Raw genomic sequence first — 13,228 nt, 5'->3', positions numbered from 1 at the left:
TCCTAAATTTCTATTGCTTCTTTAATTATGTTTTCTTGTTCTTTTACGTGAACCTTATAAAAACCTGTAGCAGGGCTTGGAGAGGCTACCCTTCCAATGTAGGTTAGTTTCTTGGGACATAGATTTCCTAAGTGATTTTCCACGTAAATCCAAGCTCCTTGATTTCTTGGTTCTTCTTGAACCCAATGATAAGTTTGTACATTCGAATATTTTTGTAAGATTTGTTTGATCTGATCAAAAGGGAAGGGATATAGTTGCTCTATACGAACGATGGCAATATGGTTTTTTTGGTGTTTTCTTCGTGCTTCTCTTAGTTCGTAATAGATTTTTCCAGTGCAGAAAAGAAGTTTTGTTACTTTTTCGGGTTGGATTTCAGGATCAGTTTCGTCAATGACTTCGATGAATTTCCCATTTGTGAAATCAGAAATTTCACTCACAGCTTCTGGATGGCGTAGCAAGGATTTCGGTGTCATCACAATCAATGGTTTTCGATAATTTCTTTTCATTTGTCTTCTCAAAAGATGGAAAATTTGAGATGGCAAAGTAGGATAGATCACCTGGATATTGTGTTGACTACAGAGTTGAAGGTATCGTTCCAATCGAGCACTGGAGTGTTCTGGTCCTTGTCCTTCATAGCCATGAGGTAAAAACATAGTAATTCCAGACATCCTTTCCCACTTGGCTTCAGAACTACTAATGAATTGATCGATAATCACCTGAGCTCCATTGGCAAAATCACCAAATTGAGCTTCCCAGATTACTAAAGTATTAGGATCAGCTAAGGAATATCCAAATTCAAATCCTAACACTGCTTCTTCAGATAAAAGGCTATTAACAATTTCAAAAGAAGCTTGGTTTGAAGAAAGATGTTGTAAAGGGATATATTCATTCCCTGTTTCTATGTCATAGATTGCCGCATGTCGATGGCTAAATGTCCCACGCTTTACATCTTGTCCTGAGATACGAACTGGGTATCCTTCTAATAGTAAACTTCCGTAAGCTAAGGTTTCTCCCATGCCCCAGTCGATTTTTCGTTTTTGTGGCTGAAAGATCATTTCTCTTCTTTCTTGTAGAAGCCGTGCAATCTTGGGATTGGGATGGAAATCTTTAGGTATTTCAGTTATTCTTTCAGTGATGGTTTTGAGAGTATCTTCGCTTACTGAAGTGTTGGGTTCATTCTCGAAATCAATTTTCTTTAGACCTTTCCATTGGTCGGTGAGGGTTTGGATGTAAATTTTGATATTTTCTGATTGTAGTTTTTGATAGGCAGCTTCAAATTTTTTTTGAATTTTCGTTTTGATCTGATTTTTTACTTCTTCTGGGATCTGTTTTCCATAAGAAGAGTTTTCAAAAATACTAAAAGTTCCGGAATGATTTTTGATGACTTTATACATGATTGGTTGAGTAAAAGTTGGTTCATCAGTTTCATTATGTCCCCATCGACGGTAGCAAATTAAGTCAATAAAAACATCAGTTTGGAAGGTTTGCCGATATTCAATTGCCAACTTGACAGCTTTGTATAAAGCCACGGGATCATCACCATTGACGTGAAAGATGGGATTCATCAAAAGCTTGCCTATATCGGTTGCGTAGGGTGTCGACCTTGCATCTATAGGATCAGTAGTAAATCCAATTTGATTGTTGACGACAAAATGTATCATTCCTCCTACTGTGTATCCTCTGAGGTTCGACATGTTAATCATTTCATAATTGATGCCTTGCCCACAAATAGCCGCATCTCCATGAATGAGTAATCCTAAATGTTTTTTTCTTTCTTTGTCATGATTTTTTGTTTGTCTTGCACGAACGGAACCCATCACAACAGGATTGATGACTTCTAAGTGACTTGGGTTAAATGCTAAACTCAAATGAAGCTTGTGTCCATTCGAAAAAATCAGATCTTTAGAATAACCAAAATGATATTTCACGTCTCCCATGAATTCAATATTATCAACATTTTCTAAGAACTCTGCGAATATGTAGGCTAAGTCTTTTTCGAGGATATTTGCAAGAACGTTCAATCTTCCCCGATGTGCCATACCAATCACTATTTGTTCTATGTTGTATTTTGCCGCCTCATTGATAAGTGTTGCTAAGGCGGGAATCAAACTTTCTCCCCCTTCTAACGAGAATCGTTTTTTCCCCGGAAACTTGATGGTTAAAAATTTTTCGAAATACTCAGCACTGTATAATTTTTCGTAAATATTGAGAATCTCTTGCTGTGGTAAAGGATCAAAAAAACCTTCTGATTCGACTTTTTCTATTAACCAATTTCTTTTTGTATTATTATGAATGTAAAAAAACTCAAAACCAATAGTAGAACAATAAATTTGATCTAATTTCTTAATAATGTTTTCTACGGTATCAATCGTTGGTTTATTTGCTATTGAAACTTTGACTTTCTTTTTTAGATCATGTTCTGAAATCCCATACTTACTTATATGAAAGAATTCCTCTTTGGGGGTTTTTCTAAACCCTAAAGGATCAATATTTGCCATCAAATGTCCATGGCGTCGATAATCTTGGATTAATTCATGAACTTTTAGATTTAAATCTTCATGATATTCAAGAGAGGAAATCTCTTTAGTTTCAATGAGACTAATTTCATCAGTTGTCTTTTTGATTTTTGTAAGGGATTTTGCTTCTTCTAGTTCTTCAAATAAAATCTTCCAGTCTTGTGGTATGCTCTCTGGACTTTTTAAGTATTTTTCATATAGTTGCTCTAAATATTCTTTTTGATCACCTTGTAATACGGATATATATTGTAAGTTTTTCATAGGAACCTCGTAATTTTAATTTATCTTTTTGTAAAGGGAAGTAAATTTGCCATGCGAGCTCGTTTGATTTCTTTGGCTATCTTTCTTTGGACCTTTGCTGTAGCTCCTGTGAGTCTTCTTGGTAAGATCTTTCCTGTTTTGGTGATGAATCGCTTAAGCACTTCTGGATTACGATAATCGATCACCAATCCACGAGTATCGAGGACCCGCTTTTTAAAACGGTATTTGACAGTTTTGTCTTCTTTACTTTCGCTTGGTTCGTTTTTTATCTCTGGATTTTTAGTTTCTTCGCTCATAAATCACCTTCGATAAGAGTTTTTCTAATCCCTTTTCTTTCTTTTTTTCTTTCTTTGTAAAGCAGATTTTGAATTTGCGTATCAATTCTTTAAATTTTTATGAACATAATTTTTATAAAAATATTATAAATCATAATTTTGTTGACTTTAAAAAAATTTAAACATTTTAATTTCTATTTTTTCGTTCTTTTGTCGTTCAAAAAGTTCTTGTTTATGTGGTTTTGTATTGGATGTTGACTTTATGGCAAAAATTTACTATGACGATTCTTGTGATATACGAGAAATCCAGAACTATACCATTGCGGTTTTAGGTTATGGAAGCCAAGGTCATGCTCAAGCCCAGAACATGCGAGATTCAGGGTTAAACGTGATCATTGGTTTGCCGCTACGTTCCAAATCACGTTCCAAAGCCGAAGAAGATGGTTTCGAGGTTTTTGAACCTTATGAGGCATGTGAGCAAGCTCAAATTATCCAAGTTTTGACCCCAGATCAGACGCAACTCCAACTTTACCAAGAGAGCATAGCTCCAAATCTAAAAGAAGGTAAGGCTTTAGTATTTTCTCACGGCTTTAATATTCATTTTGAAGTCATTCAACCTCCACCTTTTGTTGATGTTTACATGGTGGCTCCCAAAGGTCCGGGACATTTGGTTCGTCGAGTTTTTGTTGAAGGGGGAGGTGTACCCGCATTGATGGCAATCCATCAGGATGCCACAGGAAGGGCAAAACAACGAGCATTGGCACACGCAGCGGCAATTGGAGCAGGACGTGCTGGGATTTTGGAGACCACGTTTCGTGATGAAACCGAAACAGATTTATTTGGTGAACAAGCTGTTCTTTGTGGAGGGCTTACATCATTGATCATTAAAGGCTTTGAGACCTTAGTGGAAGCTGGCTATGATCCTGATATTGCTTATTTTGAGTGTCTTCATGAAGTAAAACTGATTGTGGATTTGATTTACGAAGGCGGTATTGCTAACATGAGGCATTCTATTTCAGATACCGCTGAGTATGGGGATTTGACACGTGGACCAAGAATAGTGGATGACCATGTAAAGCAAAACATGAAGTCAATTTTAGAAGAAATCCAAAAAGACAAAGGAGCAAAATTCGCAAAAGAATGGTTAAACGAAGCCAAAAATGGTTATCCAAATTTTTATCGATTACGAGAAGAGGGACAAAAACACTTAATCGAAGAAACCGGAAAAAAACTACGAGCCATGATGAAGTTCTTAAAAAAATAGAATTGCCAAAAGAAATAAATAATATTATCAACCAATAAACCCAGTTATGGAAACTAAAAGTGATAAATATGTGCGTTTTAGTATATCTTTGCCGGAGGAATTACTTCAAATCATGGATCAGCAGTTCATTGACCAGGGATATGCTTCTCGGTCAGAATTCATTCGGGATTTGATTCGTGAAAAGATTGTTGCAGACAAATGGAAAAACCCAGAAGAAAACGTGATTGGCGTTTTATCAATCATTTATAATCACCATACTTCTGATCTTTCAGAAAAAATGATCCACATACAACATACAAACTTAATCAATATCTTGTGTAATTTACACATTCATGTAAATGAAGATGATTGTTTAGAAATCATCGTGATGAAAGGATTAGCAAAGGAAATCCAAAAAATTAATATTGAGTTATCTGGTGTTCGTGGGGTCAAGTTTGCCGAACTCACGAGAATTGCACCCCCTGAAATTTAATGTCCATCGAGCTCTTATTTGGACTGGCATTTGCTTTTTTCTTGATTGTTGGTTTCGTTATTTTGTATTTTTCCCTTTCGAGTGAAGCTCCCTCAAAAAAGAAGCCTACTTCTTATAAAAAAGAAAAAATAAAAGTCAACCTTACCTCCGAAGAAAAACAAGAAATGATCAACAATACGAAAGAAGTTGTAAAAGAAAATCCCAAGCAGGCAAGTATGATTATACGAAAATGGCTTAATGATGAAAAAAAATAAAAAAATGCCACCTTGTTTAGGTGGCTAAAGGAGAGAGTTTAGAAGCTGAAACTATAACCGATTGCAAAGTAAAAAATGATTCTTGGTATATCTTGTAATGGGGTGTAAGTGTATGTAAGAGGTATACCTGCTTGAGTATAAATATCATTATAAATATCAGAAATGATAGTTCCTTCGATATTAAACCCATTTCCTAACTTTGAAGGATCTTGTATTTTTCCGTCTGTATTGGATGAAAGTCCTATCAAAGAGACCAAGTCATTTTTGTAGGGGTCTGGATCAAAGAATTCGATAGTGAAGCGATAATAACCTACAAGACTTACAAAAAAATTCCCTACACTAAGATTAAAAGGAAAGCTAATATATTTGATACCTTGTAATCCGTTTTGGGTTTGATAAGCAATTGCAGGTTCAAAAGTGAATGTAGCAGCATCTCCTTCAACAATAGGGATTTTGTAACTAATTGTTGTGAAAGTAGAACCACCGTATCCATCACCGTTGAATTCTCCGTATAAATAAATCGACAAATTTGGTAGTCCAGAGGGAGAATATCCAACAAAAATTTCCGTAAATTGATCACCACCTACCACACCCTCCGCAGTGTTAGGTAGTAAGTATGTTACAATCCCTCCTGACATAGTTCCTAACTTTGTGGAAAAAGAGTATCCTAACGTTAGGTCAACCTCGTCAACGCGATGGAGTCCAACGGGTTCTTTATAAAAATTTGGAAAATTAGCTGAACCAGTAAGATAAGCTTCTAAGCCGTTTTGATCAACAGTATTTTGAATTGTCGATGTTATGATACCAATTGGCAATGGATTATCAGTTAAAAGACTTGCAATAAAACTTCCATAGGCTTGTGCAATCGTACCAGTGTCACCAGGACCTTCTTGTAACAATTCGTCCACATCGGCATCGCTTCGATTCACTAAGGCAAACGAGGACCAAATATTAAAATACCACCCTTCTGAAAAATTAAAGGTAATACTTGGTTGTATCGCAGGCGCCAAATTAAAACTACTATAAGATGTCTTATCAATCAAATGTTTATTTTGAAAAACATCAACTCCACGAAAGATGTAGGTTGATACAACTGGAATGCTCACATTGATAGATGGTTCAAAAGCTCCGATTGGATGTAAGCTAAACACAGCTAAAGTAGTGAAAAAAAAAGTTTTTAATCTCATTTTCAGTTGATTTTTCATAACAACCTCCAAATGTTGTTTGAAGTGAAATCAATTTTTTGAAAATAAAAAGGTTTAAAAAACATTATGCAAAAGAAATACCTTTTTATTTATTAACCTTTAAGTCAAAATCTAAGATAAAAATTATTCAGATTGTTTATTTATTAAGCAATTAGACGGATTTCTTAATTTTAAGAATTTTTATCTGAACTCAATACAGTAATTATTTCTTTGAATTTTATTGAATTAAAAAATTAATCCTTATTTCAAAGAAAAAAATTCACTTGTCGTTTGTTTGTCTTGAAAATAACTAGATTTTGCTTTATGCCAATGGAATTACGTGAAATCCAACATTGGAATGATTTTCTCTCCCAACAGCAGATCAAAGTTTACTTAGCATCAAACTCACCTCGAAGAAAGTGGATTTTGCAAAAATGGGGTTTGGATTTCGAAGTTATCCCACCCAGATTCGACGAAGAACTGTTTTTACAGCACCTATCAACCATAAAAAAACAAGGTGGAATATGGGAAGTCCAATCAGCGCATCACAAAGGGTTGATACATGAAATTTGTTCTAACTTAGCAATCCAAAAAGCTTTGATCACCTGGGAAGAATTACAACAGACCCAACAAAAGTTTTTGGTTCTTTCCGCTGATACTTTGGTTTATTACAATCAGTACTTTTTGACAAAACCACAAAGCTTTGAAGAAGCCTATTTGATGTTAAAGTTCCTATCAGGAAAAACTCATACGGTTGTGACCTCTCATTGCATTATCAATCATAATAAAATGATCATCACAAAAGACATTATGACCTTAGTGACTTTTCGTAAACTCTCGGATACGGACATTAAAGAATACATCGAAACAGCAGAACCCTATGACAAGGCGGGTGGATACGCCATTCAAGGTGAAGGTGCCATTTTGGTGGAATCGATTGTGGGGGATTACTTGAATGCTGTGGGATTGTCGCTAAATGCCGTACGGTTTCTTTTGAGTGAAATCAAGCTTTGAACTGATGTTGGAATAAATGGAATTTTTATTTGTATATGGAACATTGCTTTCTAAATTCCATCATCCTTTATCCATCAAACTCAAAAAAGAAGGAATTTACCTAGGAAAAGGATTTGTTTTCGGGAAGCTCTATGATTTGGGGGAATATCCCGCGGCAAAACCTGCAAAGGACAGCATTGTGATTGGAGAAATCTATCGGGTTCCAGCGATTTTGTTTTTCGATTTAGACTTTTATGAAGATTACAATCAATACAACTTAAAAAAGTCCTTATTTGTTCGAAAGCGGACAAAGTCATTTTTGATTCCTGAAGATCACCATTATGCAAATTCTCAAGAACTGATACAAAAACTTCATGAATTTCAGAAGATCTTTTCGTTTATCTATTGGTACAATCAGCCTTTGAATTTAGCAGTTTGGATTGAAAGTGGAGATTATTTAAAATATCTCGAAGAGAAAAAACAGTTTTCGTTCTGATAAAACAATTGCTTTGAAGAGTTCTCAACGAGAATTATCACTGATGGGGCAAGAACTCATCCAAATCTTAGAAAGCATTCCTCAAAAGGACAAGAAGCTCTATCAATTGGTTTCAATCTTGAGGGCTTATTGTGAGTGGGATAAAAAACAAACGTTTCAAAGTTTAGCACCTTCTTTGTTGGAGGAAGCTTACGAAATCATCCAAGGCATCCAAACAAAGGAAAAAACCAAAAAAGCCTCTATCCTCAAAGAAGAATTAGGAGACATGTTGTTTTTGATTTTTTTCTATATTTACTTGGGGGAAGAAGAAAACCTTTTTACTTTAAATGATGTGTATGATTTTCTTTTTGAAAAATACATTTCTCGTCATCCTCATGTATTTGGGGATAAATCTACAAAAGACACAGACATTATCTTAAAAAACTGGGAAAGCTTTAAAAAAAAAGAAATAGGAGAAAATACAGAATTCTTACCTGCTTTGATGAGAGCACAAAAGATTCAAAAGCAAGCTTCATTAGAGGGATTTGATTGGATACCCAATGAAAACAAATCCCACCTAAAAGAAATCCTACAAAAAATCAAAGAAGAAATCCAAGAAATCGAAACAGTTCTCTCGAACGAAAAAGACAAAGAAAAACTCGAAACAGAAATTGGGGATTTGTTGTTTTCTGTTGTCAATTTAGCAAGACACGTGAAGATCTCAGCAGAATTGGCTCTGCATAAAAGTATCGAAAAATTTTTGTATCGCTTTCAAAAAGTGATGAGTCTTTATCAAGAAAAGTATCCTTCAGATTTACCCAAAGAAGAAAAACTCTCAATCTTAGAAGAAATCTATCAACAAGTGAAAAAAAACAATGAAGATTCTACGTGATGTGGAAATAAAATCCAAAACCTCAATGGGTTTAGGAAACAAAGTTCCTTTTTGGGTGGAGATTTCTGATGAAGAAGAATTGAAGCAAGCTCTGGATTTTCTGAAAGAAAAAAAACTGGGTTTTTTCGTTTTGGGGGAGGGCACAAATACGATTGGTTCAGATGAAGTATTGCCAATCGGAATACTACATTTAAAAAATCATCAAGCAAAATTTCAAGTAGAGGATAAAGTTTTGGAAATCCCTTTTGATGAAGAAAAACCCTACCAAGAATTTTATCCCATCAAGTTTTATCCTGAGTTGTTAAAGTTGGTTCAATTGGCGAAAGAAAAACATAAGTCTGTTCAAATATGGGTAGATTCTGGGATTCGTTGGGATAACTTCGTCTTTTTTTGTTTGATGCATTCAATACCTTCGTTTGTTTTGTTATCGGGTATTCCGGGAAAAGTTGGTGCCCTTCCAATTCAGAACGTCGGAGCTTACGGCGATGAAATCCAAAATTATGTTAAATCTGTAATTACTTACGAAATCGAAAATTATGAACCAAAGAAAAAGAAGTTTGTACGTGAGGATTGTGATTTTCGGTATCGAAGTAGTATTTTTAAAAAATTTCCTCTGCGCTTTGTTGTGTTCCAGTTAGAACTTGAGGTGGACGTTTTAAAACCAATTCCCTTGCATTATCAGGAACTTCGAAATTCTTTATTATTTAAAACAGAAATTTCTGCCAAAGAAAAAGAAAAAGAATTCTTTGATTCTTTTTTTGATTCTAATCTCAAAAACGAAATCCTTTTCCCCTATCAAATACGAAAGACTATCTATGAGATACGGCGAAAAAAAGGGATGATTTTGGATGAACAAGGTCCTGATCGCCATACCGCAGGATCCTTTTTTCTTAACCCTCTTTTGAGCAAAAAGGAATTCCAAGATTTACAATCAAAAATCCCCTATGAAATCCCACATTATATCGAGGATTCTTATTACAAAGTTCCAGCTGCGTGGTTGATTGAGTATAGTGGATTTTTTAAAGGATACAAAAGTCAAAATCAAACCTTAGGTATCTCTCCTCATCATGCTTTGGCAATCATAAATTATCATGCCAATGTAAAAGAGCTCAAAGCATTTGTGAAAGGAATCCAAAATCAGGTTTATCAAAAAACCGGGATTCGCCTTCAAACCGAACCTGTCTTCATGGATGAGGTAATTCTTCAAAATTCGAGTTTCCTGATTTCATAAAGTTCTGTAGTCACATGTCCCACATACGGAATTTGAACCCGCATTTTTAGGATCTCTCTTGGAGGGTTTGCATGTATCCATAGTGTGATTTTCCCGGAACTTTGGAACAAGCCTGAGGTTTCAAAGGAAGGTATCACAATCCAAGCACGTTTTTTTTCTTTGACGTTGTTGATGTGGGTTTCTATTTCTACTTGATCCACAATATGGATTTTTAATTCCACTAATTTTGTGTCATCAAACAAAGGGATGCTGAAAGTGATTTCTTTTTTAGGTTGATGGGGTGAAAGTTGCAAAAAGAATATAGCTGATAAAATGTCTTGAGTGTTTGGAAGTAAAGTTGTCACACCCTCTTTGTGTTTCCATACGTTTTGTCGGTTTTTGACGTTTCCCGAAAATTCTCTTTGATACCACGTGATTTCTTGAGTTTTAAAAGAAAAATATGTTTTTTGATCCCGATGGTATCTTCCTTCGTTTAAGGACTTTTCGCTATAAATGGGGATTCTTCGTTTAGGATTCCAATAAGATATGGCGTAATTATTTACTGGGTAGATATATTGCAAAACCTTTGTGTTGTGGGCTTTAGCTTTTAGAACATAACATTGTTCTTTTTCGCAATCAATCATGCCGTAAATCCCCAAGGAAGAATAACCTACCAGAATTCCCTTCCAGTAGATTTTGTATTTGTATTCATAAAAAGAATGGGCTTTCAAAGTGGTGATGGTTATAAAAGTAAAAATGAATAATTTCTTCATTTAAATAAATTAGATGTTTCTATAGTTGAAAAAGTTCTCATAAAATTTCTTTTAAGACATTTTTGATTTCGAAAGACGATAGAATTTGCAAGTGAGAAATTCCAGTGATCGTATAAATTTTGTCTTCAGGTAAACAGTCATCGAAAAAACTCAAGCTGCTTTCTTCGATGATACCATCACCAAGCCAATTTGCCCAAAGGGTATTTTCTTCGAGGATGATAGAATAAATTTTCGTGATGGGAAATTGAGGCAAAATTTCTTTGAGTTGTTTTTTATGGGTATTTACTATGTTTTCGTGGAAATCTTTTAAAATGCTGAGTTCTTTGGAGGTGAGGAGTCTTAAAATTTTCAAAGAGATGGTAGATTCATAATCGAATCCCAAACCTGCCCAAAGAAGGATTCGTTCTAACTTAAAACCCAAATCGGGGGAACTTATTACAAAGCAGTTTTCTATTTTGGGTTTGAAAAACTCTTTATACTTCAAGAGTAAGTAATACAAAATCCAACTTCCTGTGCTAAAGGTCAAAAACGAGATTTTGGGGGATTCTCTCTCAGAAGAAAAAAAAGAAAAAGTCAGTTTTATCATTTCATATAATTGTTCTGCGTTTTCAGAAAGGGAAAGTTTCGGTTGGAATTGAACTTTCACAAAATGGACTTGATTTTCCCTCAGAAAGGTCCCAATGGATTTTTGGGAGACAATGCTTTGTTCGAAAATTTCTGCATCACTCAAAAGAGGTGGCAGAAGAAAATAAATTTTATTCTTGTTTTTCGAGTTCACAGAATGATAGATGTCTTGAGGAGAGATCACGTTTTGATCTTCAAGCAAAAGGATTCGATCCTTCGTGGTATCAGAAAAAAATCGCTCAGAAAATAAAACCTGAGGTTGGATGTTTTCATACAAAGATAAAGTAATCTTTTTTTCTATGGGTTTAATCAAATTCAAAACATAACGTAAGAGTTCTGCATACAAATATAAAAATCGAAATAGACTTTCTTGCGAGATATATTCTAATTCTTTGAGTTGATTTAGGATTTGGGGTTTGGAATGATGAATGATGGTGTTTTGTAACGTTGGATGGTCGGTCAATTCTTTGATTTGCTGATAAGTAAATTCAATTGCGTTAATAATGATTTCTCGGAGCTGAAAAAAGAATTGTTCGCTGATTTCTCCAAAAATCAAGGTCAAGTCTTGAGAAAGTTTTTGTATGTTCATTGCGTTTAAAGTTATAATGAGTAATTTAAAAAATCAAGAATGTTTTGATGGTTGGGATGAAAAATACAATATAGTATATCCTATCATTCCACTAACAGCTGAGCCCATCAGGATTCCTATACGAGCTTGATTCAACAAGATAGCTTCTGTGTAAGACAAATTTGTGATGAACAAAGCCATCGTAAAACCTACACCCCCTAAAAACCCAAGTCCAAGGAAATGAATTTTTTTTGTCCCTTCAGGAAGACTGGCTTTGAACAACTTCATGAAAAGAAAAGTTCCCAAAGAAAGTCCTATGGCTTTTCCGAAAACAAGAGAAAACCCCAGAGTGAAGGAAAGAGCTCCTATTGTGCTTGCTTCTATCGGAACACCTGCATTGGCAAAAGCAAAAACGGGCATGACAAAAAAAGCAACAAAACCATGAAGCATATGCTCAAGTCGTTGCAAGGGTGATTGGATATTTTCTATTGATGTTTCGAGGTTTTCTAAGGTTTCTTGTTGCTTTGGGTTTAGCAATATGCGTTTGTAGTGGTGTGGAAATTCAGAAAATACGTTGTTTGTCTCTTTGAGAGTTTCTTGGAAATTTGATAATTCCACACGAGGCTTTGCAGGAATAAAAAAAGCTAAAATAACAGCGGCAATGGTAGGATGTATCCCACTCTTCAAGAATCCATACCAAAGAAAAATACCCAATAAGATGTAAAATGAGATTTTACGAACTTCAAAAACATTCATCAATCCCAAAACAATCATGATTACAAAAGCAAGAACCAGATAAGAAGTTTTCAGATGGGTAGTATAGAAGACAGCAATGATGAGAACTGCCCCAAGGTCGTCTATGATAGCAAATGCTGTTAGAAAAACCTTCAAAGCATGAGGAACCCGACTCCCCAAAAGCTTGATGATTCCCAAAGAAAAAGCTATATCCGTTGCCATGGGGATAGCCCAGCCAGTAGTGGCTTCTCTTTCGAAGGTCAAAAACAAAATGGCGGGGAGAATCATTCCACCCAAAGCAGCTCCCAAAGGAAGGATGGCTTGCTGAAAAGAGGAAAGCTCACCCACCAAGAGCTCCCTTTTGATTTCTAACCCTACAAGGAAAAAAAAGATTGCCATCAAACCATCATTGATCCACAGAATCAGAGGTTTTGTGAGTTCAAAATCATCGATTTGAAGAGAAATTTTCTTTTCCCAAAAAGAAAAATAATTTTCACCAAAAGGAGAGTTGGATAAAATCAAAGCAACAATCGTAATGACCAAAAGAATCAAACCACTACTTGCTTCGTATTGGATGAACTTTTCTAAAACAGATTTTGTTTTTTGAAAGGGAGAGAGAAAAAACTTCATAAAAAAAGAAAGCCTGTAGTTTTTTAACTGTAAAGTGAAAATCAAAAGCTATTGTAGAATTGCTTTTTTTCGTGTGAGCAATACTTTTTTTCTTGGTATTTC

13 protein-coding genes are annotated in these 13,228 nt (G+C 35.0%); 7 read left to right on the top strand and 6 right to left on the bottom strand.

Annotation, left to right across the window (positions count from 1 at the left end; translation table 11 throughout):
• Positions 1-2: 2 nt before the first annotated feature.
• On the bottom strand, positions 3-2,777 hold the full coding sequence (locus NZ853_10715) for a 2-oxoglutarate dehydrogenase E1 component (GenBank protein MCS7206157.1): 2,775 nt from the start codon (positions 2,775-2,777) through the stop codon (positions 3-5).
• A 20-nt stretch (positions 2,778-2,797) separates the two neighbouring features.
• Positions 2,798-3,073, bottom strand: a complete 276-nt coding sequence (gene rpsR / locus NZ853_10710; GenBank protein MCS7206156.1) for a 30S ribosomal protein S18 — start codon at positions 3,071-3,073, stop codon at positions 2,798-2,800.
• A gap of 241 nt (positions 3,074-3,314) precedes the next feature.
• Between rpsR and ilvC the strand changes: the two genes are divergently transcribed.
• From ilvC to NZ853_10695, 3 genes are read left to right on the top strand one after another with little or no spacing between them, the layout of a single operon-like run.
• Positions 3,315-4,316 carry a ketol-acid reductoisomerase gene (ilvC, locus tag NZ853_10705; protein ID MCS7206155.1) on the top strand — a complete coding sequence of 334 codons (1,002 nt, stop codon included), beginning with the start codon at positions 3,315-3,317 and terminating at the stop codon, positions 4,314-4,316.
• A gap of 46 nt (positions 4,317-4,362) precedes the next feature.
• Positions 4,363-4,788 carry a nickel-responsive transcriptional regulator NikR gene (nikR, locus tag NZ853_10700; protein MCS7206154.1) on the top strand — a complete coding sequence of 142 codons (426 nt, stop codon included), beginning with the start codon at positions 4,363-4,365 and terminating at the stop codon, positions 4,786-4,788.
• Positions 4,788-5,042: a hypothetical protein gene (locus NZ853_10695; protein MCS7206153.1), complete on the top strand. Its 255-nt coding sequence runs from the start codon at positions 4,788-4,790 to the stop codon at positions 5,040-5,042. The genes nikR and NZ853_10695 overlap by 1 nt, the downstream gene beginning before the upstream one ends.
• Before the next feature lie 38 nt (positions 5,043-5,080).
• Here the strand turns inward: NZ853_10695 and NZ853_10690 are convergent, their stop codons facing one another.
• Positions 5,081-6,247, bottom strand: coding sequence for a hypothetical protein (locus NZ853_10690; GenBank protein ID MCS7206152.1), 1,167 nt, complete (start codon positions 6,245-6,247; stop codon positions 5,081-5,083).
• A 309-nt stretch (positions 6,248-6,556) separates the two neighbouring features.
• Here NZ853_10690 and NZ853_10685 point away from each other — a divergent pair, with 309 nt between their 5' ends.
• The 4 genes from NZ853_10685 to NZ853_10670 are packed head-to-tail and all read left to right on the top strand — an operon-like array spanning position 6,557 to position 9,817.
• Positions 6,557-7,240, top strand: a complete 684-nt coding sequence (locus NZ853_10685) for a Maf family protein (GenBank protein ID MCS7206151.1) — start codon at positions 6,557-6,559, stop codon at positions 7,238-7,240.
• A 16-nt stretch (positions 7,241-7,256) separates the two neighbouring features.
• Complete coding sequence (locus NZ853_10680) at positions 7,257-7,715, top strand: gamma-glutamylcyclotransferase (protein ID MCS7206150.1); 459 nt, start codon at positions 7,257-7,259, stop codon at positions 7,713-7,715.
• Positions 7,716-7,728: 13 nt separating this feature from the next.
• Positions 7,729-8,586, top strand: a complete 858-nt coding sequence (gene mazG, locus NZ853_10675) for a nucleoside triphosphate pyrophosphohydrolase (GenBank protein MCS7206149.1) — start codon at positions 7,729-7,731, stop codon at positions 8,584-8,586.
• On the top strand, positions 8,570-9,817 hold the full coding sequence (locus tag NZ853_10670) for a hypothetical protein (protein MCS7206148.1): 1,248 nt from the start codon (positions 8,570-8,572) through the stop codon (positions 9,815-9,817). The genes mazG and NZ853_10670 overlap by 17 nt, the downstream gene beginning before the upstream one ends.
• On the opposite strand, the gene NZ853_10665 is transcribed toward NZ853_10670, so the two are convergent.
• From NZ853_10665 to nhaA, 3 genes are read right to left on the bottom strand one after another with little or no spacing between them, the layout of a single operon-like run.
• Positions 9,790-10,569 carry a DUF3108 domain-containing protein gene (locus NZ853_10665; protein MCS7206147.1) on the bottom strand — a complete coding sequence of 260 codons (780 nt, stop codon included), beginning with the start codon at positions 10,567-10,569 and terminating at the stop codon, positions 9,790-9,792. The genes NZ853_10670 and NZ853_10665 overlap by 28 nt on opposite strands.
• Before the next feature lie 37 nt (positions 10,570-10,606).
• Positions 10,607-11,782: a hypothetical protein gene (locus tag NZ853_10660; GenBank protein ID MCS7206146.1), complete on the bottom strand. Its 1,176-nt coding sequence runs from the start codon at positions 11,780-11,782 to the stop codon at positions 10,607-10,609.
• 33 nt (positions 11,783-11,815) lie between these two features.
• Positions 11,816-13,126 (bottom strand): Na+/H+ antiporter NhaA, encoded by a 1,311-nt coding sequence (gene nhaA, locus NZ853_10655; protein MCS7206145.1) that lies wholly within the window; start codon positions 13,124-13,126, stop codon positions 11,816-11,818.
• Between the last annotated feature and the right edge of the window lie 102 nt (positions 13,127-13,228).

It is taken from the genome of Leptospiraceae bacterium, assembly GCA_025059995.1.
Classification (GTDB): domain Bacteria; phylum Spirochaetota; class Leptospiria; order Leptospirales; family Leptonemataceae; genus SKYB61.
This window is presented reverse-complemented; position numbering and strand designations above follow the sequence as displayed.

Excerpts from the sequence above, each read along its gene's own strand:
- NZ853_10715 (MCS7206157.1), bottom strand. The coding sequence starts at position 2,777 with ATGAAAAACTTACAATATATATCCGTATTACAAGGTGATCAAAAAGAA.
- rpsR (MCS7206156.1), bottom strand. The coding sequence starts at position 3,073 with ATGAGCGAAGAAACTAAAAATCCAGAGATAAAAAACGAACCAAGCGAA.
- ilvC (MCS7206155.1), top strand. The coding sequence starts at position 3,315 with ATGGCAAAAATTTACTATGACGATTCTTGTGATATACGAGAAATCCAG.
- nikR (MCS7206154.1), top strand. The coding sequence starts at position 4,363 with ATGGAAACTAAAAGTGATAAATATGTGCGTTTTAGTATATCTTTGCCG.
- NZ853_10695 (MCS7206153.1), top strand. The coding sequence starts at position 4,788 with ATGTCCATCGAGCTCTTATTTGGACTGGCATTTGCTTTTTTCTTGATT.
- NZ853_10690 (MCS7206152.1), bottom strand. The coding sequence starts at position 6,247 with ATGAAAAATCAACTGAAAATGAGATTAAAAACTTTTTTTTTCACTACT.
- NZ853_10685 (MCS7206151.1), top strand. The coding sequence starts at position 6,557 with ATGGAATTACGTGAAATCCAACATTGGAATGATTTTCTCTCCCAACAG.
- NZ853_10680 (MCS7206150.1), top strand. The coding sequence starts at position 7,257 with ATGGAATTTTTATTTGTATATGGAACATTGCTTTCTAAATTCCATCAT.
- NZ853_10670 (MCS7206148.1), top strand. The coding sequence starts at position 8,570 with ATGAAGATTCTACGTGATGTGGAAATAAAATCCAAAACCTCAATGGGT.
- NZ853_10665 (MCS7206147.1), bottom strand. The coding sequence starts at position 10,569 with ATGAAGAAATTATTCATTTTTACTTTTATAACCATCACCACTTTGAAA.
- NZ853_10660 (MCS7206146.1), bottom strand. The coding sequence starts at position 11,782 with ATGAACATACAAAAACTTTCTCAAGACTTGACCTTGATTTTTGGAGAA.
- nhaA (MCS7206145.1), bottom strand. The coding sequence starts at position 13,126 with ATGAAGTTTTTTCTCTCTCCCTTTCAAAAAACAAAATCTGTTTTAGAA.